Source organism: Pseudomonas sp. BGA-UO-ETr-WB11 (assembly GCF_059567785.1).
Window position 1 is genome coordinate 453720 of record NZ_JCAQOS010000005.1, and the last position, 23461, is coordinate 477180.

The window sequence follows — 23461 nt, forward strand, 5'->3', positions numbered from 1 at the left end:
AAAAAAGCCCCGCCACAGCGGGGCTCGAAGGTGGCGCGCGGCGTACGCCGCGTACCAGGGGTTGGTTGCTGGGTTAAACCAGCGACATCAAGGCTTCGCGGCTGAACGGCAGGATGTCTTCTTGGCGGCCATCGCGGACCTTCACCGCCCAGTCCGGATCGACCAGCAGGGCGCGGCCGACGGCCACCAAGTCAAACTCCTGATTGTTCAGGCGAGTCAGCAGGGCGCCGAGGTCGGCAGGCTTGGCGACCTTGTCGGTGTTGACCATAAATTGCAGGAACTCGCCGTCCAGGCCGACGCTGCCCACGGTGATGGTCGGCTTGCCGGTGAGCTTGCGGGTCCAGCCGGCCAGGTTGAGGTCGGAGCCGTCGAATTCTGGTTCCCAGAAGCGGCGAGTCGAGCAGTGGAAGATGTCCACGCCGGCGTCAGACAGCGGCTGCAGGAATTCACCCAGGGCTTCCGGGGTCAGCACCAGGCGTGCCGAGTAGTCCTGCTGCTTCCACTGGGAGAAGCGCAGGATGATCGGGAAGTCCGGGCCGACGGCGGCGCGTACGGCCTTGATCAGCTCAATGGCAAAGCGCGAACGGTTGGCCAGGCTGCCGCCGTAGCCGTCGGTGCGCTGGTTGCTGCCTTCCCAGAAGAATTGGTCGACCAGGTAGCCGTGGGCGCCGTGGATTTCCACGCCATCCATACCGATGGACTGGGCGTCACGGGCGGCTTGGGCGAAGGCGGCGATGACGTTGTCGATGTCGGCCTGGGTCATGCCATGTACGACTTCCTTGCCATCCTTGAGTTTTTCCATCGGGCCGTAGCCGGGTACGTCGCCATCCGGCTCGGTGCCGAGCTTGCGCACATTGCCAACGTGCCAGAGTTGCGGAACGATGCGGCCGCCTTCGGCGTGCACGGCATCGACCACTTTCTTCCAGCCGGCCAGGGCGTCTTCGCCATAGAAACGCGGCACGTTGGGGTAGCCGTTGGCGGCCGGGTGGTTGACCGTGGTGCCTTCGGTGATGATCAGGCCGACGCCGGCCGCGGCGCGGCGACGGTAGTATTCAATGACCTTGCTGTTGGGCACGCCGCCTGGCGAGAAGGAGCGGGTCATGGGGGCCATGACCACGCGGGTCGGCAGTTCCAGGTTGCCCAGGCGGAAGGGTTCAAACAGGGCTTTTACGGGGGCGGTCATGGATGCTCCTCTGCCGGCCAGGTGACCGGTCGTCTCATTAATCGGGGAAAAAAATCAGGCCCTGAGCAAGCGCTCAAGGCGTTGGACAAACTCTTCCACGGGCTGGGTCTGGCTGCCGACTTTCAGGCGCGTCAGCACGCCCTGCCAGGCGTTGGCGATAAAGGCCGCGAGGTTGGCGCAGTCTTCATCGGCGGCCAGTTCGCCTGCCTGTTGCGCCTGCTCAAGGCAGTGCTGCAGGGTCAGGGCGGACTGTTGCAGAACCGCTTCGACCTGTTGGCCGATGGCGGGCAGCAGCTCGCTCATTTCAAAGCTCAGGCTGCCAATAAAGCAGTGGTATTCGAGGCGTTCCTGTTGGCGGAAGTGCGCCAGCAGCTCGCCGTAATAGGCCAGAATTCGTGCGCGCGGGCTTAGCACCGGGTTGTTCAGGGCTTCGGCATAGCGCTGCAAGCGCGGCTGGTAGATGAACTCCAGGGCCTGAAGGGCAAAGTCTTCTTTGCTGGCGAAGTAGTGGTAGAACGAGCCTTTGGGGATGCCGGCAGCCTGGACGATTTCCTGCACGCCGGTGCCGTGGTAGCCGCGGCGGGTCATTACCGCGGCGCCTTTGGCGAGGATCAGGTCACGCTTGTCGAGTCGAATGCTGTTCATGGGGCGAGCATATGACCGGTCGTCTCGCCTTGCCCAGCACTATTGATCTGGCTGATTAAGCTCTAGAAGCGGCGCAGGGCTGCGACCTTATAGCCAGGTCACGTGTTGCTCCAGCGGGAAGCGTAGGCGCGGGTTGTAGATGGCCTTGTCGCCTTGCTTGCCGACCGCCAGCAGCATGATGGGGATGGCTTGGCGTGGGATGTCGAGGGTCTGGCGCAGGCGCACTTCGTCGAAACCTTCCATTGGGCACGTGGCGTAACCGTGGCTCTGGAACGCCAGCATCAGGTTTTCTGCGGCCAGGGCCGTGGACTTCACGGCCCACAAGCGCATTTGCGCCAGGCTGTTGGGTGCGCGCATCAGTGGCTTGCGCAGCGCTGCCAGGCGCAGCAGTTGGCGCTTGCACAGACCAAACAGGCCGAACGGCCCCTGGTTGTACTGGAAAGGCGCAGTCTTGCGGTAGAAGTGGCGGATGCGCTCGGGTACTTCAGCCTCGGGCCAGTAGTCGATAACGTTCTGGCAGGCCTGCCGCCAGGTGTCCGGGCGCGCCAGCACGGCGATGATCAGCGGAGCCTTGGCCGCATTCTGGCTCATGCACACGTGATGCAGTTGGCTGAGCAGTTGCGGGTCGCGTACCACCTGGAAGCTCCAGGGTTGCAGGTTGCAGGAATTGGGGGCGAGCACCGCCAGTTCCAGGCAGTCACGGATGATCGCCTCAGGCACCTGTTCGGCGGTGAAGCGGCGGACGGCGCGGCGACTTTCGATCAGGGCGCGCAATGCTGTCGGCGTGGTGCACGGGCTGGGTTGTTCGGCGGCGAGATTGGTCATGACGGGCATCCGTGGCGAGGTCGCTGGATTAAGCCCGGTTGCCGGCTGTGCGGCAAGTGTGGTGGTGAGCCTGCAGGGCCGGCGGGGTGCCGGCCCTGCGCTGCGGATCAGCGCTTGAGCGCGGTCGACAGGTGCGGCTGGATCGCGGTGAGGACGGCCTTGAAGCACTTGGTGTTGCCGGCGACGATCTGGCCTTTTTCCAGGAATTCGTGACCGCCGGTGAAGTCGCTCACCAAGCCGCCGGCTTCCTGAATCAGCAAGGCGCCTGCAGCCATGTCCCATTCGGACAGGCCGAATTCCCAGAACGCATCGAAGCGGCCGGCAGCCACATAGGCCAAGTCCAGGCTGGCAGCGCCTGCGCGGCGGATGCCGGCGGTCTGGCCAGTGAGGTCGCGGAACATGCCCAGGTAGTTGTCGAGGTTGTCGAGCTGGCCATCACGGAACGGGAAGCCGGTGCCGAGCAGTGCGCCTTCCAGACTTTTGCGCGCGCTGACGCGCATGCGGCGGCCGTTGAGTGCGGCGCCACGGCCACGGCTGGCGGTGAATTCTTCCTGGCGTACCGGGTCGATGATGACCGCGTGTTCCAGGCGGCCGCGGTATTTGCAGGCGATGCTGATGGCAAAGTGCGGTACGCCGCGGATGAAGTTGGTGGTGCCGTCCAGCGGGTCGATGATCCACAGGTAGTCGGCGCCTTCGCCGCTGCCTGGGGTCAGGCCGCTTTCTTCGCCGAGGATGCCGTGGGTCGGGTACGCCTTGCGCAGCGCCTGGATGATGCTCTGCTCGGCGGCACGATCCACTTCGGTTACGTAATCCTTGGCATCTTTCTCGTCGGCCGAGATCACGTCCAAGCGCTCGATGGAGCGGAAAATCAGTTCACCGGCGCTGCGGGCCGCGCGCAGTGCGATATTCAGCATGGGCTGCATGGAAGTTTCACCTGGGTCGTTAAAGAAAGCCGGACATTCTAGCAGAAAAGCGTCCGGTAAAAAGAGCCTCTGACGGCTTGCATGGCGTAACGGGGTGGGGCTCTGTAAGATTTGCTCCCTTTTGCTGTTTATGTGGGCCTGCTTGTGCTGGAAAAAATTCGTGTCGTGTTGGTCAACACCAGCCATCCCGGCAACATCGGTGGCGCGGCGCGGGCCATGAAAAACATGGGCCTTAGCCGTCTGGTGCTGGTTGATCCGCAGGACTTTCCCAGTAGCGAGGCGGTAGCGCGTGCGTCCGGTGCGGTTGATATTCTCGATGGCGCCCACATTGTAGGAGCTCTTGAAGAGGCGCTGGTCGGTTGCAGTCTGGTACTTGGTACCAGTGCGCGGGATCGACATATCCCCTGGCCGCTGCTGGACCCGCGCGAATGTGCGACCGCCAGCTTGCAGCAGGTGGAGCAGGGCGGCGAGGTGGCGCTGGTGTTTGGGCGCGAGTACGCCGGCCTGACCAATGAAGAGCTGCAGCGTTGCCAGTTTCATGTGCACATTCCGTCCGACCCTGAATTCAGTTCGCTCAATCTGGCCACTGCTGTGCAGGTGCTGACTTATGAGGTGCGCATGGCCTGGCTGGCGCAACAGGGGCAGCCGACCAAGATGGCCAAGCTGGAAACCAACGGCGAGCAAGCCAGTTTGCCGGTCACGGCGGATGAGTTGGAGCTGTTTTACGGTCACCTGGAAAGCACTCTGGTGCAGATTGGCTTCCATGACCCGAGTAATCCGCGGCATTTGATGTCGCGACTGCGACGCCTGTATGGCCGCAGCAATATCAGCAAGCTGGAAATGAATATCCTGCGCGGCATCCTGACGGAAACTCAGAAGGCGGCTCGCGGCGAAGCCCATAAGCGGAGAGATGTTTGATGTTCGAGCGCATGCGAGAAGATGTTCAGAGCGTATTCCATCGCGATCCGGCGGCGCGCAACACCTTTGAGGTGTTGACCTGCTATCCGGGGTTGCACGCTGTCTGGCTGCATCGCCTGGCCCATTACCTGTGGGCGGCGGGTTGGAAGTGGCTGGCGCGCATGTTGTCGAACTTTGGTCGCTGGCTGACCGGTATCGAGATTCATCCGGGGGCAAAGATCGGTCGCCGCTTCTTTATCGATCACGGCATGGGCATTGTCATCGGCGAGACCGCTGAAATTGGTAATGACGTCACGCTCTACCAAGGGGTGACCCTGGGTGGCACCAGTTGGAATAAAGGCAAGCGTCATCCGACCCTGGAAGATGGTGTGGTGGTGGGTGCTGGCGCTAAGGTGCTGGGGCCGTTCACGGTCGGTGCTGGGGCGAAAATTGGCTCCAATGCGGTCGTCACCAAAGCGGTGCCCGCCGGTGCCACGGCGGTCGGTATTCCCGGGCGGATCATCGCCAAGCTGGATGATGAGCAAGAGGCCAAGCGTCAGGCGATTGCCGAGAAGCTGGGGTTCGATGCCTACGGCGTCACTCAGGACATGCCGGACCCGATCGCGCGCGCCATTGGTCAGTTGCTGGACCACTTGCAGGCGGTCGATGGGCGTCTGGAGGGCATGTGCGGTGCGCTCAAGGCGCTGGGGAGTGACTACTGCGCCAAGGACTTGCCGCCCCTGTGCGACAAGGATTTTGCCGGCGTCAAGGAGCAGGGTGATACACCTTCGGTGTAATGCGCGGCTGGGGTGGCTTTGTTATCATTGCGCTCCTGCTGGATCTAATCCCGAGTAAATTGATAGGTCTTATAGTTGACTTAAATACTCGGGAATAGCATACTCGCCACAAACCAGCGAACCCGTGGTATCCGTCTCATGCGCCTGACCACCAAAGGCCGTTACGCCGTCACCGCCATGCTCGATCTGGCCCTTCACGCACAGCGTGGGCCGGTCTCTCTGGCGGATATTTCCGAGCGTCAGGGCATCTCCCTTTCCTATCTGGAGCAACTGTTTGCCAAGCTGCGGCGTGGCAACTTGGTCTCCAGTGTGCGCGGGCCTGGCGGCGGTTATCAGCTGTCACGCGAGATGGCGGCAATCCAGGTTGCGCAGGTAATTGATGCCGTCAACGAGTCGGTCGATGCCACGCGTTGTCAGGGGTTGGGCGATTGCCATTCGGGTGATACCTGCCTGACTCACCATTTGTGGTGTGACCTCAGCCAGCAAATTCACGCGTTTCTCAGTGGTATCAGCCTGGCTGACCTGGTGACGCGCAGTGAGGTTCAGGAAGTCGCATTGCGCCAGGATCAGCGCCGTTGTGGTAACGGCGCTGCGCGCTCGGACAAGATTCACGCGTCGGCCATCGAATGAGCCGGGCGCCTGCCTGATTAGGAGAAACGCTATGAAACTACCGATCTACCTCGACTACTCAGCGACCACCCCGGTTGATCCGCGTGTGGCGCAAAAAATGAGTGAGTGCCTGCTGGTGGATGGCAACTTCGGTAACCCGGCGTCGCGCTCCCATGTATTCGGCTGGAAGGCCGAAGAAGCGGTTGAGAATGGTCGTCGTCAGGTGGCTGATCTGGTCAATGCTGACCCCCGTGAAATCGTCTGGACCTCCGGTGCTACCGAGTCCAACAACCTGGCTATTAAAGGTGCGGCGCATTTCTACGCGAGCAAAGGCAAGCACCTCATTACCTCGAAGATCGAGCACAAAGCCGTGCTCGACACCACGCGCCAACTGGAGCGTGAAGGTTTCGAAGTCACCTATATCGAGCCCGGTGAAGACGGTCTGATCACTCCGGCGATGGTGGAAGCGGCGCTGCGTGACGACACCATTCTGGTTTCGGTGATGCACGTCAATAACGAGATTGGCACGATCAACGATATCGCGGCCATCGGCGAATTGACCCGCTCCCGCGGCGTGCTGCTGCACGTTGATGCGGCGCAGTCGACCGGCAAGGTGGCGATTGATCTGGCGGCCCTGAAGGTCGACCTGATGTCCTTCTCGGCACACAAAACCTACGGCCCCAAAGGCGTTGGCGCCCTGTACGTCGGGCGTAAGCCGCGCGTGCGTCTGGAAGCGCAAACCCACGGTGGCGGCCATGAGCGCGGCATGCGCTCCGGTACCCTGGCGACCCACCAGATCGTTGGCATGGGCGAAGCTTTCCGCATTGCCAAGGAAGAAATGCAGCAGGAAAACCTGCGCATCGGCGCCTTGCGTGATCGTTTCTACAAGCAGGTCGAGAACCTCGAAGAGCTGTACCTGAACGGCAGCCTGACTGCGCGGGTGCCGCACAACCTTAATCTGAGCTTCAACTACGTTGAGGGCGAGTCGCTGATCATGGCGCTCAAGGATCTGGCCGTGTCTTCCGGTTCGGCCTGTACGTCGGCATCACTTGAGCCGTCTTACGTGCTGCGCGCATTGGGTCGCAACGACGAGCTGGCACACAGCTCGATCCGTTTCACCTTCGGTCGTTTCACCACGGAAGAAGAAGTTGATTATGCCGCGCAGAAAGTCTGCGAGGCCGTGACCAAGCTGCGCGAATTGTCGCCGCTGTGGGATATGTACAAAGATGGTGTCGACATCTCCAAGATCGAGTGGGCGGCGCACTAAGTAGTCGCCGAGCAAGAGCGACTCTCTGACGAGGAAGGAATACCAGCATGGCTTACAGTGAAAAGGTCATTGACCACTACGAGAACCCGCGCAACGTCGGCAAGATGGACGCGGAAGATCCGGATGTCGGCACCGGCATGGTCGGCGCACCGGCCTGCGGTGACGTGATGCGCTTGCAGATCAAGGTCAACGAGCAGGGCGTAATCGAAGACGCCAAGTTCAAGACGTACGGCTGCGGCTCCGCGATTGCCTCCAGCTCCCTGGCGACCGAGTGGATGAAAGGCAAGACCCTCGACGAAGCGGAAACCATCAAGAATACCCAGCTGGCTGAAGAGCTGGCGCTGCCGCCCGTTAAGATTCACTGCTCGGTACTCGCCGAGGACGCCATCAAGGCGGCCGTACGCGATTACAAGCAGAAGAAAGGTTTGCTCTAAGGAGGCTCCGATGGCTATCAGCATGACCGAAGCGGCGGCGCAGCATGTGCGTCGCTCGCTGGATGGGCGCGGCAAGGGTGACGGCATCCGTTTGGGTGTGCGGACCACGGGCTGCTCAGGTCTGGCTTATGTGCTGGAGTTTGTCGATGAGGCCGCAGGCGAGGATCTGGTGTTCGAGAGCTTCGGCGTCAAGGTGATCATCGATCCCAAGAGCCTGGCTTATCTGGACGGTACCGAGCTGGACTTCGTCAAGGAAGGCCTCAATGAGGGCTTCAAGTTCAATAACCCTAACGTGCGTGGCGAATGCGGCTGCGGCGAGAGCTTCAACGTCTGAGGCCATTGTGGGTAGTCCTTGTCATTTTGCCCTGTTTGATCTGCAGCCAGCGTTTCGCCTGGACCTGGATCAATTGGCGGCGCGTTATCGCGAGCTGGCCCGCAGTGTTCATCCGGATCGCTTCGCCGATGCCGATGAGCGTGAGCAGCGCGCAGCGTTAGAGCATTCCGCCAGTCTCAATGAGGCGTATCAGGTGTTGAAAAACGCCTCGGCACGCGCCCGTTACCTGCTTGGGCTGCGTGGGGGTGAATTGCCCCTCGAAGTCACGGTTCAGGATGGTGAGTTCCTGTTGCAGCAGATGCAGTGGCGCGAAGAGCTGGAAGAGTTGCAGGACAGCGCCGATGTGTCAGGCGTAGCAACGTTCAAGCAGCGCTTGAAGGCTGCCTCGGCCGCCTTGCACGAACAGTTTGCCGAGTGCTGGGAACAGCCTGCACAGCGTGAACAGGCTGAGCGTCTGGTACGGCGGATGCAGTTTCTCGACAAGCTTTCCTACGAAGTGCGCCAGCTGGAAGAGCGCCTCGACGATTAACCCACGTGCCGCTTTCGCGGCGCGCCTGATAGTCAGATAAGCATGGCCCTACTGCAGATCGCTGAACCCGGACAGAGCCCCCAACCCCACCAGCGTCGTCTGGCGGTGGGAATCGACCTGGGCACTACCAATTCGCTGGTTGCTGCGGTGCGCAGCGGCCTGGCCGCGCCACTGGCAGATGCCGAGGGGCAGGTCATTATGCCGTCGGCGGTGCGTTATCACGCCGGGCACACCGAGGTGGGCGCTGGCGCCAAGCTGGCGGCGGCGCAAGATCCGCTGAGCACCGTGCTGTCGGTCAAGCGCCTGATGGGGCGCGGCCTGGCTGACGTCAAGCAGTTGGGTGAGCAGTTGCCCTATCGCTTCGTCGATGGTGAATCCGACATGCCGTTTATCGATACCGTACAGGGGCTGAAGAGTCCGGTGCAGGTGTCGGCAGATATCCTCAAGGTCCTGCGCCAACGTGCCGAAGCTACCCTGGGCGGCGAGCTGGTGGGCGCGGTGATTACCGTGCCGGCCTATTTCGACGAAGCTCAGCGTCAGGCGACCAAGGATGCCGCGCGTCTGGCGGGTCTGAATGTCCTGCGTTTGCTCAATGAGCCGACTGCAGCGGCGGTGGCCTATGGCCTGGATCAGCAGGCTCAAGGCGTGGTGGCTATCTATGACCTGGGCGGCGGCACCTTCGATATTTCCATTTTGCGCCTGACTGGCGGCGTGTTTGAAGTGATGGCTACCGGCGGCGACAGCGCCTTGGGTGGTGATGACTTCGACCATGCGATTGCCGGCTGGATCATTCGCGAGGCTGGCTTGTCCGCCGACCTTGATCCCGGCACTCAGCGCACTCTGCTGCAAAGTGCCTGCGCCGCCAAAGAGGCGCTGACGGCTGAAGTTGCTGTGAGTCTCAGTCATGGCGAGTGGCAGGGCGAATTAAGTCGCGAGCATTTCATTGCCCTGATCGAGCCCTTGGTGGCGCGTAGTCTCAAGGCCTGCCGGCGCGCGGTGCGTGATGCTGGCATCGAACTGGCGGATGTTGAAGCTGTCGTTATGGTCGGCGGTTCGACCCGTGTGCCCTATGTGCGCCAAGCCGTGGCTGAGTTGTTTGCGCGCCAGCCGTTGACCGATATCGACCCCGATCAGGTGGTGGCCATCGGTGCGGCAATCCAGGCCGATACCCTGGCCGGTAACAAGCGTGACGGCGAAGAGTTGCTGTTGCTGGACGTAAATCCGCTGTCCCTGGGGCTGGAAACCATGGGCGGCTTGCTGGAAAAGGTGATTCCGCGCAACACCACGATTCCGGTGGCGCGGGCCCAGGATTTCACCACCTATAAAGATGGCCAGACGGCCATGATGATTCATGTGCTGCAAGGCGAGCGTGAGCTAATCAAGGATTGTCGTTCCTTGGCGCGCTTTGAATTACGCGGCATTCCACCGATGGTGGCGGGCGCGGCGAAGATTCGCGTGACCTTTCAGGTGGATGCCGATGGCCTGCTGAATGTGGCGGCCCGCGAGTTGGGTTCAGGCGTTGAGGCGAGCATTCAGGTCAAGCCGTCCTACGGTCTGACCGATGGTGAAATCACCCGCATGCTCAAAGACTCCTTCCAGTATGCCGGCGACGACAAGGCGGCGCGGGTTCTGCGTGAACAGCAGGTAGATGCCGAACGCCTGCTGGAGGCCGTGCAGACCGCCCTGCAAGTGGATGGCGAGCGCTTGCTGGATGCCGATGAGCGTGCCGTGATCGGCTTGCAGATGGAGCAGCTGCGCGAATTTATGGCGGGCGACGATGCGGCTGCCATCGAGCAGCAGGTCAAGCGTTTAACCCAGGTGACGGATGCGTTTGCCGCGCGCCGGCTGGATGCCACGGTGAAGGCCGGGCTGGCTGGCCGCAGCGTCAACGAGATTGAGGATTAACTGATGCCGCAGGTTATTTTTCTGCCACACGATAAGTTCTGCCCTGATGGCATGGTTGTGGAGGCGGAGCCGGGTACATCTATTCTCGAGTTGGCCCATGCACACCATATCGAGATGGAAAGCGCCTGTGGTGGTGTCTGTGCGTGTACGACCTGCCATTGCATCATTCGCGAAGGGTTTGATTCGCTGAAAGAGGCGGACGAGCTGGAAGAAGACTTCCTCGATCGGGCCTGGGGGCTTGAGGTGCAATCGCGCCTCGCCTGTCAGGCACTCGTCGGGACTGAAGACCTGACGGTCGAAATTCCCAAATACTCGCTCAACCATGCTGCTGAAGCGCCGCACTGATTCAAGGAGCTGTCATGAGTCTGCAATGGAGTGATGTGCTGGATATCGCCATCGAACTGGCTGAAAGCAAGCCGGATGTCGATCCGCGGTATGTCAATTTTGTCGATCTGCACCGCTGGGTGCTGGCCTTGCCGGATTTCGCCGATGACCCGCAGCGCGGTGGCGAAAAAGTCCTTGAGGCCATTCAGGCGGCCTGGATCGAAGAGGCTGACTAAGCCGCTGCACTGCTGGCGCTACGCATTTAACCGGAACCCGCGTATAATTCGCGGGTTTAATTTTTCGCTTTAATCATTGTTTCTGGAGTTTCACATGGCTGTTCAACGTACTTTCTCCATCATCAAGCCTGATGCCGTTGCTAAAAACGTCGTTGGCGAAATCGTTACCCGTTTCGAAAAAGCCGGCCTGCGCGTCGTTGCTTCGAAAATGGTTCAGCTGTCCGAGCGTGAAGCTGGCGGTTTCTACGCTGAGCACAGCGAGCGCGGTTTCTTCAAAGACCTGGTTGCTTTCATGGTTTCCGGTCCGGTTATCGTTCAGGTTCTGGAAGGTGAAGACGCTATCGCCAAAAACCGTGAGCTGATGGGCGCTACCAACCCTAAAGAAGCTGCTGCCGGCACCATTCGCGCCGATTTCGCCGTTTCCATCGACGAAAACGCCGTACACGGTTCGGATTCCGAGGCTTCTGCTGCTCGTGAAATCTCGTACTTCTTCGCCGCCACCGAGGTGTGCGCTCGCATTCGCTAAGGCGAATTACGCGAGGGTGAAACCATGACTGCATCTACTGGCGCTGTAGAGACCACCAAGGTCAATTTGCTCGGGCTGACTCAGCCGCAAATGGAAAGCTTCTTCGATTCGATCGGGGAGAAGCGTTTCCGCGCCGGTCAGGTAATGAAGTGGATTCACCACTTTGGCGTTGATGATTTCGACGCCATGAGCAATGTCAGCAAGGTCTTGCGCGAAAAGCTCAAGGCCTGTGCTGAGATTCGCGGCCCTGAGGTCGTGAGTCAGGATATTTCCACCGACGGCACCCGTAAGTGGGTCGTGCGAGTGGCTTCCGGTAGCTGTGTTGAGACGGTCTACATTCCGCAAGGCGGACGTGGCACCTTGTGTGTTTCTTCTCAGGCCGGCTGCGCGCTGGATTGCAGTTTCTGCTCCACGGGCAAACAAGGTTTCAATAGCGATCTGACCGCCGCCGAAGTGATCGGCCAGGTGTGGATCGCCAATAAGTCGTTCGGCAGTATTCCGGCCAAGGTCGATCGTGCCGTCACCAACGTGGTGATGATGGGCATGGGCGAGCCGTTGCTGAACTTCGACAATGTGGTCGCCGCCATGAGCATCATGATGGACGACCTCGGTTACGGCATTTCCAAGCGAAAGGTGACGCTGTCCACCTCGGGCGTGGTGCCGATGATCGACAAGCTGGGCGAAGTGCTCGACGTTTCCCTGGCGTTGTCGCTGCACGCGCCGAATGACGAGCTGCGCAACCAGTTGGTGCCGATCAACAAGAAGTATCCGCTGGAAATGCTCCTGGCCGCGTGCCGGCGCTATGTCTCGCGACTTGGCGAAAAGCGCGTACTGACCGTTGAGTACACCTTGCTCAAGGATGTTAACGACCAGCCCGAGCACGCTGAGGAAATGATCGCCCTGTTGGCGGATTTCCCCTGCAAGATCAACCTGATCCCGTTTAATCCCTTCCCTTTTTCCGGTTATGAGCGGCCGAGCAACAATGCCATCCGCCGTTTTCAGGACTTGCTGTACAAGGCTGGGCATAATGTCACCGTGCGCACCACGCGCGGCGAGGACATTGATGCGGCTTGTGGCCAGTTGGTTGGCCAGGTAATGGACCGCACCCGTCGCAGCGAGCGCTATATTGCTGTGCGCGAGCTCAGCGCTGAGGCCGAAGAGCCGCAGACTGCCACCAACCGCATCTGAAAAGGGAGGTCCTCGATGACCCTGCGCGCCACACTGCTGCTGTTGCTGTTCACTGTGTTGACAGGTTGTGTGAGCACGGGCGACGTCAATCCGATGCGTACCGACCAGGGCCGTGATGCTGCCCGCGATGCCTATATCCAACTGGGTATTGGCTATCTGCAACAGGGCAATACTGGTCGCGCCAAAGGCCCGTTGAAAAAAGCCCTCGAACTCGATTCCTCCAATGCGGATGCCCATGCGGCCCTGGCGCTGGTGTTTCAGCTGGAAATGGAAACCGAGTTGGCCGATGAGCATTTTCGTAAGGCGCTTTCGGCCAGCTCTGACGACACGCGCATCCTCAACAACTATGGCGGCTTCCTCTATGAGCAGAAGCGCTATCCAGAGGCCAAAGAACGCTTTGAGCAAGCTTCCAAGGACAACCTCTATCAGGAACGCGCGCGAGTATTTGAAAACCTTGGCATGACCGCGTTAATGATGAATCAGCGGGCTGAGGCCAAGGCTTATTTCGAGCGCGCTTTACGTCTGGATGCGCGCCAGGCGCGGGCGTTGCTGGAAATGGCCGAGCTGTCCTACGAGGACAAGAACTACGTCCAGTCTCGGACCTACTACGACGGCTATGTGGCCGTGTCCGAGGAGAATGCCCGCAGCCTGTTGCTTGGCAGTCGCCTGGCGACCATCTTTGACGACCGCGACAAGGCCGCCAGTCTCGGCTTGCAACTGAAGCGCCTGTACCCAGGCACTCCGGAATATCAGCAATATGTTTTGGAGCATCGATGAAAGCGCCACAACCTGAAGTTGTCGTGAGCTCTCGTAGCAACCCCGGTGAAACGCTGCGCAAGGCTCGCGAAAGCAAGAACCTGGCGCAAACCGATGTCGCCCAGCAACTCAACCTGACCCTGCGCGCACTGACGCAAGTGGAAGCCGGCGCTTTCGATAAGCTGCCTGGGCATACCTTTGCTCGCGGCTATATCCGCGCCTATGCCAAGTTGCTGGAGCTGGACCAGGATCGCCTGGTGGCTGATTTTGACGCCTACACCGGCACCGACTCGGCCGGCAGCAGCGTGCATGCCCTGGGCCGCATCGAAGAACCCAAGCACTTGGCGCAAAGCCTGCTGCGGTTTGTCAGTGTCGGTTTGCTGTTGGCGCTGCTGGCCGTCAGCTTTTTCTGGTGGCAGGAGCAATCCACCCGCATGGACAGCGACGCGGCCGTTAGTCGTGCGCTTGAGCATGTTGAAGTGGAAAGTGCCGATGGCACGACCGAGATTCATCCGCTGGACGAGCCGGAAGATCAGGCTGTTGCGGATGGTCAGGCCCTGATCGCCGAGCCGGCGAGCGAGATTGAACCGCAGTTGGCGGCACAATCCCCAACTACGACGCCCGCCGCAGAAGCCGCCCCGGCGAACGCCGCTCAGCCAGCCCCAGTGGTTGAGACAGGTGCGGCAGCAGTGGCTCCGGTTGCCGCCGTGCCTGCTGCGCCCGTCAGCGCGCCATTGCCGAACGAGATACCTGCGCTTGACGCACCGGCTGCTGCGCCGGTGCAAGCCGCCGCAGGGCAAGCGTTAGTGAAAATTCAGTTTACGGCCAACTGCTGGACACAGTTGACGGACGCCAATGGCAAAGTTCTGTTCAGCGCCCTGAAGCGTACTGGCGAAAGCCTAGAACTGGCCGGCAAGCCGCCGCTGGAACTGCGCCTGGGCTTTGCCCGTGGCGCTCAGGTTAGTTACAACGGCCAGGCCGTGGATGTCGCACCTTATACCAGCGGTGAAACAGCCCGCATGAAGCTAGGTCAGTAATTCCATGCATTGCGAATCTCCTATTATTCGTCGGTTGTCGCGCAAGATCTGGGTCGGCTCGGTGCCAGTGGGCGGTGATGCGCCCATTGCCGTACAAAGCATGACCAACACCAATACCTGCGACGTGGACGCGACCGTGGCGCAAGTGCGCCGCCTCGAAGACGCTGGCGCTGACATCGTGCGCATTTCCGTGCCAGACATGGACGCCGCCGAAGCCTTCGGCAAGATCAAGAAGCAGGTCCGCGTGCCTCTGGTGGCCGATATTCACTTCGACCACAACATCGCTTTGCGTGTGGCCGAACTGGGTGTGGACTGCTTGCGCATCAATCCGGGCAATATCGGTCGTGAAGACCGGGTGCGCGCCGTGGTGGATGCCGCCCGTGATCGCGGCATCCCGATCCGCATCGGCGTCAACGCCGGTTCGTTGGAAAAAGACCTGCAGAAGAAATACGGCGAGCCGACCCCTGAGGCCTTGGTCGAGTCGGCACTGCGCCATGTTGAGCACCTTGAGCGTCTGAATTTTCAAGACTTCAAGGTCAGCGTCAAAGCCTCCGATGTGTTTATGGCCGTGGCGGCCTACCGTCTGCTGGCCAAACAGATCGAGCAGCCGCTGCACTTGGGCATCACCGAAGCCGGCGGCCTGCGCTCCGGTACGGTAAAGTCTGCGGTCGGTCTGGGCATGCTGCTGGCTGAAGGCATTGGCGATACCATCCGCATCTCCTTGGCCGCTGATCCGGTGGAGGAGGTCAAAGTAGGTTACGACATCCTCAAGTCGCTGCGTCTGCGCTCGCGCGGGATCAACTTTATCGCCTGCCCCAGCTGTTCGCGGCAGAACTTCGACGTGGTGAAAACCATGAACGAACTCGAAGGTCGCCTCGAAGACTTGCTGGTGCCGCTGGATGTGGCTGTTATCGGTTGCATCGTCAATGGTCCGGGTGAAGCCAAAGAGGCCCATATCGGCCTGACTGGCGGCTCACCGAGCAACCTCGTGTACATTGATGGCAAGCCGGCGCAGAAACTCAATAACGACAATCTGGTCAATGAGCTGGAACGGTTGATTCGCCAGAAAGCGGCCGAAAAGGTCGAGGCCGACGCGGCACTGATTGCCCGCGGCTAAGCATTTTTAAGGATTTTTTGTGAGCAAGACGCTGCAGGCCATTCGTGGCATGAACGACATTTTGCCCGAGCAGACCCCGCTCTGGCGTTACTTCGAAGGTACCGTAGCCAACCTGCTGGACGGCTACGGCTATCGGCAGATCCGTATGCCGATTGTCGAAGCCACCGAGCTGTTCAAGCGCTCGATTGGCGAAGTAACCGATATCGTCGAAAAAGAAATGTACACCTTCGATGACCGTAACGGTGACTCCCTGACCTTGCGTCCGGAAGGCACTGCCAGCTGCGTGCGCGCGGTGCTGGAACACGGCATTAGCGGTGGCGGCCAAGTGCAGAAGCTCTGGTACATCGGTCCGATGTTTCGCCATGAGCGGCCGCAGAAAGGCCGCTATCGGCAGTTTCATCAGATCGGCATCGAGGTGTTCAACCTCGACGGTCCGGACATCGATGCTGAACTGATCATCATGACTTGGCGCCTGTGGGGCCTGCTGGGCCTTCGCAATGCCGTAACTCTGGAGCTCAACAGCCTGGGCACCAGTGAGGCGCGGGCCAATTACCGTGAGGCGCTGGTCGAGTTCCTGTCGGCGCGCCTGGATCAGCTGGACGAAGACAGCAAGCGCCGTCTGAGCAGCAATCCATTGCGTATCCTCGATACCAAGGTGCCGGAAACCCAGGCCCTCTTGGTGGATGCGCCGAAGCTTGCTGACCACCTGGATGAAGCTTCGAAGGTGCACTTCGACGGCTTGAAGGCGCGCCTGGATGCTGCCGGCATTCCGTACGTGATCAATCCCAAGCTGGTGCGTGGCCTCGATTACTACAGCAAGACGGTATTTGAATGGGTGACCGATAAACTCGGTGCCCAGGGTACCGTGTGTGCCGGTGGCCGTTATGATGGCCTGGTTGAGCAGATGGGCGGCAAGCCTACTGCTGGCGTTGGCTTTGCCATGGGTATCGAGCGCTTGGTGTTGCTGCTGGAAACCCTTGAGCAAGTGCCGAGCGATATTGCCCGTCAGGTCGACGTGTATTTCTGTGCCTTTGGTGAGGCGGCCGAATTGCAGGCGCTGGTGCTGGCTGAGCAGTTGCGTGATCGTCTGCCAGGTTTGCGCCTGCAGATGAATGCCGGTGCCGGCAGCTTCAAGAGTCAGTTTAAAAAGGCCGACAAGAGCGGCGCATTGTTTGCGCTGATCTTGGGCGAAGATGAGTTGGCTCAACAGGTCGTTGGGCTCAAACCTCTGCGCGATAACGGCGAACAACAACATATCAGCTGGGCTGCTCTTTCCGAGCAGCTGGCGGCCTGTCTGCAGGCTTGAGCATTTAGCCAATAGGAGTATTGGGGTGTCGCGTACCGAAGATGAAGAGTTGGCGGTGATCCGTGACTGGTGGCAGCGCAATGGCAAGCCCCTGTTGACTGGCGGCGCCTTGGCCCTGGTCGTGGTGTTTGGCTGGCAAGCCTGGCAAAAGCATCAGGTCGCTGAAGCGCAAGGCGCCTCGGTGCTCTACCAACAATTGTTGGAAAACAGCCTGGTGGCTGACGGTAAGGCCGATGTTGGCAAGGTCGCGGAGCTGGCGGGCAAGCTGAAGGCGGATTATGCCGGCAGTCAATACGCCCAGTATGCGAGCCTGTTGCTGGCCAAAGTTGCTGTCGAGGCGGGCAAACTCGACGACGCCCGTGCTGAATTGCAGGCGGTCCTCGATAAACCAGCGGATGCCACCCTCGGCGAATTGGCGCGTCAGCGTCTGGCGCGTGTTTTGGCCTCGCAAGGCAAAACCGAAGATGCGCTCAAACTGCTGGCCAGCGATGCCGATCAAGCCTTCGTTGCTGCCCGTGAAGAGCTGAAAGGCGATTTGCTGGTCAAGCTGGAACGCAGCGATGAAGCCCTGCAGGCCTATGAAAAAGCCAAGGCCGCATTGACCGCTGAGGCTGCCGTCGGCGGCTTGCAAATCAAGATCGACGATCTGGCCAAAGGGGATGCATAACGTGATGCGCTGGAAAAACGCCGCATTGCTGGCCCTGGCCGTTACGGTCGTGGGTTGCAGCAGCAACAGCAAAAAGGAATTGCCGCCAGCCGAGCTGCCTGAGTTCACCACCGAGGTTGAGCTCAAGGGCGAGTGGAGCCGTTCCGTCGGCAATGGCCAGGGCGAGGGTTACAACCTGCTCACCCCAGCTGTCGATGGCGACCATATCTATGCCGCCGATGTCGAAGGCGTGGTCATGGCCATGGACCGTTTCAGCGGCGATGTGCTGTGGGAGCAGGACCTGGAACTGGCCGTCTCCGGCGCTATTGGCGTAGGCCATGGTCTGGTTGTGGTGGGTACGCTCAAGGGTGAAGTGATTGCCCTTGATCAGTCCACCGGCGAGCAGAAGTGGCGCGCCGTGGTGACCAGTGAAGTGTTGGCCGCACCGGCAGTGAATGGCGATGTGGTGGTGGTGCAGACCCAGGACGATCGTCTGATCGCCTTTGATAGCGCCACCGGTAACCAGCGCTGGATCTACGAAAGCACCCCAGCTGTTCTGACCCTGCGCGGCACTGGTGGCCCGGTGTTGACGGATCGTCTGGCGATCGCTGGCTTGTCCTCGGGCAAGGTGGTAGCGGTCGATACTCAGCGCGGCTTCCCGGTTTGGGAGCAACGTGTCGCTGTGGCTCAAGGTCGTTCGGAGCTGGATCGGATTGTCGATATCGACGGCGGTCTGCGTTTGGTTGGCGACACCCTGTATGTGGTCAGCTACCAAGGCCGGGTTGCCGGGGTTGATATCAACAACGGTCGCGTACTTTGGCAGCGTGAAGCCTCCAGCTATGCCGGTTTGGATCAGGGCCTGGGCAGTGTTTATGTAAGCCTGGCCAACGGCACCCTCGAAGGTGTGGATGAGCGTTCGGCGTCTGCCTTGTGGAGCAATGATGGCCTGGCCCGTCGCCAGCTGTCGGCGCCTGCGGTGTATTCAAGTTATATCGCTGTCGGTGACTTTGAAGGTTACCTGCATCTGCTAAGCCAGACTGACGGCCGTTTTGTGGGTCGCGAGCACATCGACAGCGACGGCCTGCGTGCCCGTCCGCTGGTGGTGGGTGACTGGCTGTATGCCTTCGGCAATAGCGGTGAACTGGTCGCTTTGACCATCCGCTAAGCTGAGTAACAGTATCCGGCCGCTGCCGTTTTTACGGCAGCGGCCTTTGTGTTTTTTAGTTTTCACCCTGGAGGAGCCAATGGTTCCGGTAATCGCCCTGGTGGGCCGCCCCAACGTGGGCAAGTCCACACTGTTCAACCGCCTGACCAGAACTCGGGATGCCATCGTCGGCGATCTCTCGGGGCTGACGCGTGATCGCCAGTATGGCGAGGCCAAGTGGCAGGGGCGCACTTATATCGTGATCGACACCGGTGGTATTTCCGGTGACGAAGACGGCATCGACGCGAAGATGGCCGAGCAGTCCCTGCAGGCCATCGAAGAAGCTGATGCCGTGCTGTTCATGGTCGATGCGCGCGCCGGTTTGTGCGCCGCCGACCAGATGATTGGCGAGCACTTGCGCAAGCGCAACAAGCGCACCTTCCTGGTGGCCAACAAGGTCGACAACATCGACCCGGATCTGGCCCGCGCCGAGTTCAGCCCGCTGGGTATGGGCGACGCGTTGGCGATTGCCGGCGCCCACGGTCGCGGCATCACCCAGATGCTCGAAGTGGCGTTGGGTGACTTCCCCAAAGACCCGGTTGAAGAAGCCTTTGACCCGGACGAAGAAGTGGCCGAAGGCGAAGAAGCCAAGCGTATTCCTGGTCCGAGCGAGAAGGACGGTATCAAGCTGGCCATCATCGGCCGGCCCAACGTCGGCAAGTCGACGCTGGTCAACCGCATGCTTGGTGAAGACCGGGTAATTGTCTACGACCAGGCCGGTACCACGCGCGACAGTATCTACATCCCGTTCGAGCGCGATGACGAGAAGTACACCCTGATCGACACCGCCGGCGTACGTCGTCGCGGCAAGATTTTCGAGGCGGTGGAAAAGTTCTCAGTGGTGAAAACCCTGCAAGCGATCCAGGACGCCAACGTCGTGGTGTTCGTCATGGACGCCCGCGAAGGGGTGGTCGATCACGACCTCAACCTGCTCGGCTTTGTGCTGGAAAGCGGCCGCGCGCTGGTTATCGCCCTGAACAAATGGGACGGCATGGAGCCAAGCGAGCGCGACTATGTGAAAACCGAGCTGCAACGCCGGTTGTTCTTCGTCGACTTCGCCGATATCCACTTTATCTCGGCCCTGCACGGCACCGGCGTTGGCCATCTGTACAAGTCCGTACAGGACTCGTTCCGCTCGGCGATCACCCGCTGGCCGACCAGCCGCCTGACCCAGATCCTCGAAGATGCGGTGCGCGAGCACCAGCCGCCGATGGTCAACAATCGTCGGATCAAGCTGCGTTACGCGCACTTGGGTGGCGCCAACCCGCCGATCATCGTGATCCACGGTAACCAGGTCGAGAAGGTGCCGCGTTCCTATTCGCGCTACCTGGAAAACACCTTCCGGCGCGTGCTCAAGCTGGTCGGTACGCCGATTCGTATCGAGTACAAAGGCGGCGAAAACCCCTACGAGGGCAACAAGAACACCCTCACCGACCGCCAGGTTAACAAGAAACGCCGCTTGATGACGCACCACAAGAAAGCTGAGAAGAAGCGCAAAGACAAGCGCTGATCTTCAGCGTCGGATGGACAAAAAGGCGCAGGGCTCAGGCTCTGCGCCTTTTTCTTTGCGTACTTGGCAGTGATAGGCTGGCGGCACCAGTGAGCTGTCCGGCAGGCGGGAGGGCCTGATGTTGCAGAGCAAATTACCCCACGTGGGCACGACCATTTTCACCCGCATGTCGCAGTTGGCAACCGAGGTGGGTGCGCTCAATTTATCCCAGGGCTTCCCCGATTTTGCCAGCCCGCAGCCGTTGCTGGATGCTGCCATGCGTCATCTGGCGGCCGGGCATAACCAGTACGCGCCGATGACCGGCCTGCCGCGCCTGCGCGAGCAAGTGGCGCTCAAGGTTGCGGGGCTTTATGGTCGTGCCGTCAGCGCCGAAAGCGAAGTGACCATCGTGCCGGGCGCCACCGAGGCGATCTTCTGTGCGGTGCAGGCGCTGATTCGACCTGGCGACGAAGCCATCGTGCTCGACCCCTGCTATGACAGCTACGAGCCTTCGGTGCAGCTGGCCGGCGGTCGTTGCGTGCATGTGCCGCTGAACCTGCCTGACTTCTCGGTGGACTGGCAGCGCCTGCGCGACGCCATTACTCCGCGAACCCGTCTGATCTTTATCAATTCACCGCACAACCCCAGTGGCGCGCTGCTCAGTCGTGCCGATCTGGATCAGTTGGCCGCGCTGATTCGCGACCGCGATATCTACCTGATCAGCGACGAGGTGTATGAGCATCTGGTCTTCGACGGCGCCGAGCACGCCAGCGTGCTGGCCCACGACGAGCTGTATGCGCGAGCCTTCGTGGTCAGCTCGTTCGGCAAGACCTATCACGTCACGGGCTGGAAGACCGGCTATGTGGTGGCGCCGCCTGTGCTGTCTGCCGAGCTGCGCAAGATCCACCAATACGTCAATTTCTGCGGGGTAACACCGCTGCAGCATGCGCTGGCGGACTTTATGGCCGAGCAGCCGCAACACATTGCCGAGTTGCCGGCCTTCTATCAGGCCAAGCGCGACCTGTTCTGCGACCAACTGGCCGGGTCGCGCTTCACCTTTACCCGCAGCCCCGGCACCTATTTTCAGTTGGCTGACTATTCGGCCATTCGCCCCGATCTGGATGACGTGGCCATGGCTGAGTGGCTGACCCGCGAGCACGGCGTGGCGGCGATTCCGGTGTCGGTGTTCTACCTGCAGGCGCCTGCGGATATGCGCCTGGTGCGCTTCTGTTTTGCCAAGCGTGAAGAGACCTTGCTGGCCGCAGGAGAGCGGTTATGCAAAATCTAAGCAGGGCTGACCTGAGCCAATTGCCTGACCTTGAGCTGGCCCTGATCCAGACCACCCTGGCTTGGCAAGATCCCGTCGCTAATCGCGCGCATTTTGCGGTGTTGTTGCAACAGGCCCGCGGCGTCGATCTGATCGTATTACCAGAGATGTTCAGCACCGGCTTCAGTATGGATTCAGCGGCCCTGGCCGAGCCTGAAGACGGCCCAAGCACGCAGTGGCTCTGTGAGCAGGCGCAGCAGATAGGTGCTGTGATTACCGGCTCGCTGATCATCCAGGCCGCAGACGGCAGCTACCGTAATCGCCTGTTGTGGGCACGCCCGGATGGCAGTGTTGCGCATTACGACAAGCGCCATCTGTTTCGCATGGCAGGCGAGCACAAGCATTACAGCGCCGGTGAGCAGCAGGTGTTGCTGGAGCTGAAGGGCTGGCGAGTGCGTCCGCTGATCTGTTACGACCTGCGCTTCCCGGTGTGGAGCCGCGCTGCCGCTGACACCGACTTGCTGCTCTATACCGCCAACTGGCCCGCCGCGCGGCGCCAGCACTGGAACCGCCTACTGCCGGCGCGAGCGATCGAGAACCTCTGCTATGTGGCGGCGGTCAATCGCATTGGCGAAGACGGCAAAGGCTTCGCCTACAGCGGCGACAGCCAGGTGCTGGATTTTCAGGGCGATAGCTTGCTGGCAGCCGAGGTGGCGGATGGGGTGTTTCGCGTAACCCTCAAGGCGGCCGAACTTGCCGCGTATCGTCAGCGTTTTCCGGCCCATCTGGATGCCGATGGCTTTCAGCTGAGTTGATTAGCGCACATAGCAAAACGCCGGGCATTGCCCGGCGTTTTGGTTTCTTGCTGATTAGCCCAGTGCTGGGTAATCGGTATAACCCGCCGCACCACCGCCATACAGGGTGCTGCCGTCCAGCGGATTGAGCTCGGCGCCGGCCTGGAAGCGGGCCAGCAGATCCGGATTGGCGATATACGGGCGACCGTAGGCGACCAAGTCCGCCAGGCCTTCGGCGACAGCTTGTTCACCGCTTTCGGCGGTTTGTCCGCCGGCGATGATCACTGTGCCGGTGTACAGGTCGCGCAGTGCGCGGAGCAAGGCGTCGTAGCCTTCGAAGGTGCCGCCGAGCCAGTCCGGGCGGTTAACGTGCAGGTAGGCCAGGTTGCGGCTGTTGAGTTGTGCGACCAGGTAGCTGAAGGTCTCCAGCGGGTTGGCATCGTTAACATCGCCGAAAGTGCCCATGGGTGAGATGCGGATACCGACCTTGCGGCTGTCACCGACCGTGGCCACGGCGGCATCGACCACTTGCAGCACCAGGCGAGCGCGGTTTTCTACCGAGCCACCATAGGCATCGCTGCGCTGGTTGCTGTTGGAGCAGAGGAACTGGTCCAGCAGATAGCCGTTGGCAGCATGCACTTCCACGCCGTCGAAGCCGGCTTTGATTGCGTTGGCGCTGCCATGGGCGTAGGCGGCGACTACACCCGGTAGTTCATTCAACTCCAGGGCGCGTGGCTTGGCTGTGGCGGCCTTGTGGTGACTGCCATCGGCCTCGACCACATAGCACTCGGCCTTGGCCTGAATCGCCGAAGGGGCCACCGGGTCAGCGCCATTGGGCTGCAGCAGCGGATGAGAAATACGGCCCACATGCCAAAGCTGCAGGAAGATTCGCCCGCCCGCCTGGTGCACGGCCTCGGTGACCTGCTGCCAACCGGCGACCTGGGCGTCGTTGTGGATGCCTGGGGTCCAGGCGTAGCCCTGGCCTTCGGGGCAGACCTGGCTGGCTTCGCTGATGATCAGGCCGGCGTTGGCGCGTTGGGCGTAGTAGGTGGCGTTCAGCTCGCCGGGGATATTGCCTGGCAGGCTGCGCTGACGGGTCAGGGGTGCCATCACCAGGCGGTTGGGCAGGGTCAGGGCGCCGAGTTGCAGCGGCGTGAGCAGGTGTTTAATCGTCATAGAACCTCCATCAAGGTCATCGAAGTGGCTGACATGAGCCATGGCAG

Annotated in this window: 26 protein-coding genes; 21 read left to right on the plus strand and 5 right to left on the minus strand. The window is 60.7% G+C overall.

Going from position 1 to position 23461, the window contains the following annotated elements:
- Nucleotides 1–73: 73 nt before the first annotated feature.
- From AC56DI_RS07455 to suhB, 4 genes are all read right to left on the minus strand, one after another.
- A complete protein-coding gene (locus AC56DI_RS07455; protein WP_496345587.1) occupies nucleotides 74–1183 on the minus strand; it encodes an NADH:flavin oxidoreductase in 1110 nt (369 codons plus the stop codon).
- Nucleotides 1184–1237: 54 nt separating this feature from the next.
- On the minus strand, nucleotides 1238–1828 hold the full coding sequence (locus AC56DI_RS07460; RefSeq protein ID WP_496345588.1) for a TetR/AcrR family transcriptional regulator: 591 nt from the start codon (nucleotides 1826–1828) through the stop codon (nucleotides 1238–1240).
- Between the two features lie 87 nt (nucleotides 1829–1915).
- Complete coding sequence (locus AC56DI_RS07465) at nucleotides 1916–2653, minus strand: nitroreductase family protein (RefSeq protein ID WP_496345589.1); 738 nt, start codon at nucleotides 2651–2653, stop codon at nucleotides 1916–1918.
- Between the two features lie 107 nt (nucleotides 2654–2760).
- Nucleotides 2761–3576, minus strand: a complete 816-nt coding sequence (suhB, locus tag AC56DI_RS07470; RefSeq protein ID WP_496345590.1) for a type III secretion system regulator SuhB — start codon at nucleotides 3574–3576, stop codon at nucleotides 2761–2763.
- Between the two features lie 144 nt (nucleotides 3577–3720).
- Between suhB and trmJ the strand changes: the two genes are divergently transcribed.
- From trmJ to AC56DI_RS07575, 21 genes are all read left to right on the plus strand, one after another.
- Nucleotides 3721–4494, plus strand: coding sequence for a tRNA (cytosine(32)/uridine(32)-2'-O)-methyltransferase TrmJ (trmJ, locus tag AC56DI_RS07475; RefSeq protein ID WP_496345825.1), 774 nt, complete (start codon nucleotides 3721–3723; stop codon nucleotides 4492–4494).
- Nucleotides 4494–5270: a serine O-acetyltransferase gene (gene cysE, locus AC56DI_RS07480; RefSeq protein ID WP_324519996.1), complete on the plus strand. Its 777-nt coding sequence runs from the start codon at nucleotides 4494–4496 to the stop codon at nucleotides 5268–5270. Before trmJ ends, cysE begins: the two co-directional genes overlap by 1 nt.
- Before the next feature lie 138 nt (nucleotides 5271–5408).
- Complete coding sequence (gene iscR, locus AC56DI_RS07485) at nucleotides 5409–5900, plus strand: Fe-S cluster assembly transcriptional regulator IscR (protein WP_324519997.1); 492 nt, start codon at nucleotides 5409–5411, stop codon at nucleotides 5898–5900.
- Nucleotides 5901–5931: 31 nt separating this feature from the next.
- Nucleotides 5932–7146 carry an IscS subfamily cysteine desulfurase gene (locus tag AC56DI_RS07490; RefSeq protein ID WP_324519998.1) on the plus strand — a complete coding sequence of 405 codons (1215 nt, stop codon included), beginning with the start codon at nucleotides 5932–5934 and terminating at the stop codon, nucleotides 7144–7146.
- Between the two features lie 47 nt (nucleotides 7147–7193).
- The gene (gene iscU / locus AC56DI_RS07495) at nucleotides 7194–7580 is read left to right on the plus strand and encodes a Fe-S cluster assembly scaffold IscU (RefSeq protein WP_040261926.1); all 387 of its coding nucleotides are present in this window, start codon (nucleotides 7194–7196) and stop codon (nucleotides 7578–7580) included.
- 10 nt (nucleotides 7581–7590) lie between these two features.
- Nucleotides 7591–7914 carry an iron-sulfur cluster assembly protein IscA gene (gene iscA / locus AC56DI_RS07500; RefSeq protein ID WP_324520000.1) on the plus strand — a complete coding sequence of 108 codons (324 nt, stop codon included), beginning with the start codon at nucleotides 7591–7593 and terminating at the stop codon, nucleotides 7912–7914.
- Nucleotides 7915–7921: 7 nt separating this feature from the next.
- Nucleotides 7922–8443: a co-chaperone HscB gene (gene hscB, locus AC56DI_RS07505; RefSeq protein ID WP_496345591.1), complete on the plus strand. Its 522-nt coding sequence runs from the start codon at nucleotides 7922–7924 to the stop codon at nucleotides 8441–8443.
- Nucleotides 8444–8485: 42 nt separating this feature from the next.
- Nucleotides 8486–10348: a Fe-S protein assembly chaperone HscA gene (hscA, locus tag AC56DI_RS07510; RefSeq protein ID WP_496345592.1), complete on the plus strand. Its 1863-nt coding sequence runs from the start codon at nucleotides 8486–8488 to the stop codon at nucleotides 10346–10348.
- Between the two features lie 3 nt (nucleotides 10349–10351).
- Entirely contained in the window at nucleotides 10352–10693 is a 342-nt protein-coding gene (gene fdx / locus AC56DI_RS07515) for an ISC system 2Fe-2S type ferredoxin (protein WP_324520003.1), read from the plus strand.
- A 14-nt stretch (nucleotides 10694–10707) separates the two neighbouring features.
- Nucleotides 10708–10908, plus strand: a complete 201-nt coding sequence (gene iscX / locus AC56DI_RS07520; protein WP_324520004.1) for a Fe-S cluster assembly protein IscX — start codon at nucleotides 10708–10710, stop codon at nucleotides 10906–10908.
- Between the two features lie 94 nt (nucleotides 10909–11002).
- Nucleotides 11003–11434, plus strand: a complete 432-nt coding sequence (ndk, locus tag AC56DI_RS07525; RefSeq protein WP_324520006.1) for a nucleoside-diphosphate kinase — start codon at nucleotides 11003–11005, stop codon at nucleotides 11432–11434.
- Nucleotides 11435–11458: 24 nt separating this feature from the next.
- Nucleotides 11459–12622 (plus strand): dual-specificity RNA methyltransferase RlmN, encoded by a 1164-nt coding sequence (gene rlmN / locus AC56DI_RS07530; protein WP_496345593.1) that lies wholly within the window; start codon nucleotides 11459–11461, stop codon nucleotides 12620–12622.
- Nucleotides 12623–12637: 15 nt separating this feature from the next.
- Entirely contained in the window at nucleotides 12638–13399 is a 762-nt protein-coding gene (pilW, locus tag AC56DI_RS07535) for a type IV pilus biogenesis/stability protein PilW (RefSeq protein ID WP_496345594.1), read from the plus strand.
- The gene (locus AC56DI_RS07540) at nucleotides 13396–14415 is read left to right on the plus strand and encodes a RodZ domain-containing protein (RefSeq protein ID WP_496345595.1); all 1020 of its coding nucleotides are present in this window, start codon (nucleotides 13396–13398) and stop codon (nucleotides 14413–14415) included. Before pilW ends, AC56DI_RS07540 begins: the two co-directional genes overlap by 4 nt.
- Nucleotides 14416–14419: 4 nt before the next feature.
- Nucleotides 14420–15532, plus strand: coding sequence for a flavodoxin-dependent (E)-4-hydroxy-3-methylbut-2-enyl-diphosphate synthase (gene ispG / locus AC56DI_RS07545; protein WP_496345596.1), 1113 nt, complete (start codon nucleotides 14420–14422; stop codon nucleotides 15530–15532).
- Nucleotides 15533–15551: 19 nt separating this feature from the next.
- Nucleotides 15552–16838, plus strand: a complete 1287-nt coding sequence (gene hisS / locus AC56DI_RS07550) for a histidine--tRNA ligase (RefSeq protein ID WP_496345597.1) — start codon at nucleotides 15552–15554, stop codon at nucleotides 16836–16838.
- 25 nt (nucleotides 16839–16863) lie between these two features.
- Nucleotides 16864–17505: a YfgM family protein gene (locus AC56DI_RS07555; RefSeq protein ID WP_496345598.1), complete on the plus strand. Its 642-nt coding sequence runs from the start codon at nucleotides 16864–16866 to the stop codon at nucleotides 17503–17505.
- The gene (gene bamB, locus AC56DI_RS07560; protein ID WP_496345599.1) at nucleotides 17498–18649 is read left to right on the plus strand and encodes an outer membrane protein assembly factor BamB; all 1152 of its coding nucleotides are present in this window, start codon (nucleotides 17498–17500) and stop codon (nucleotides 18647–18649) included. Before AC56DI_RS07555 ends, bamB begins: the two co-directional genes overlap by 8 nt.
- 79 nt (nucleotides 18650–18728) lie before the next feature.
- The gene (der, locus tag AC56DI_RS07565; protein ID WP_324520015.1) at nucleotides 18729–20198 is read left to right on the plus strand and encodes a ribosome biogenesis GTPase Der; all 1470 of its coding nucleotides are present in this window, start codon (nucleotides 18729–18731) and stop codon (nucleotides 20196–20198) included.
- A gap of 118 nt (nucleotides 20199–20316) precedes the next feature.
- Complete coding sequence (locus AC56DI_RS07570) at nucleotides 20317–21465, plus strand: pyridoxal phosphate-dependent aminotransferase (protein ID WP_496345600.1); 1149 nt, start codon at nucleotides 20317–20319, stop codon at nucleotides 21463–21465.
- On the plus strand, nucleotides 21453–22259 hold the full coding sequence (locus tag AC56DI_RS07575; protein WP_496345601.1) for an amidohydrolase: 807 nt from the start codon (nucleotides 21453–21455) through the stop codon (nucleotides 22257–22259). The genes AC56DI_RS07570 and AC56DI_RS07575 overlap by 13 nt, the downstream gene beginning before the upstream one ends.
- 54 nt (nucleotides 22260–22313) lie before the next feature.
- Here AC56DI_RS07575 and AC56DI_RS07580 read toward each other — a convergent pair whose 3' ends face one another.
- Nucleotides 22314–23414, minus strand: coding sequence for an alkene reductase (locus AC56DI_RS07580; RefSeq protein ID WP_496345602.1), 1101 nt, complete (start codon nucleotides 23412–23414; stop codon nucleotides 22314–22316).
- Nucleotides 23415–23461 lie beyond the last annotated feature (47 nt).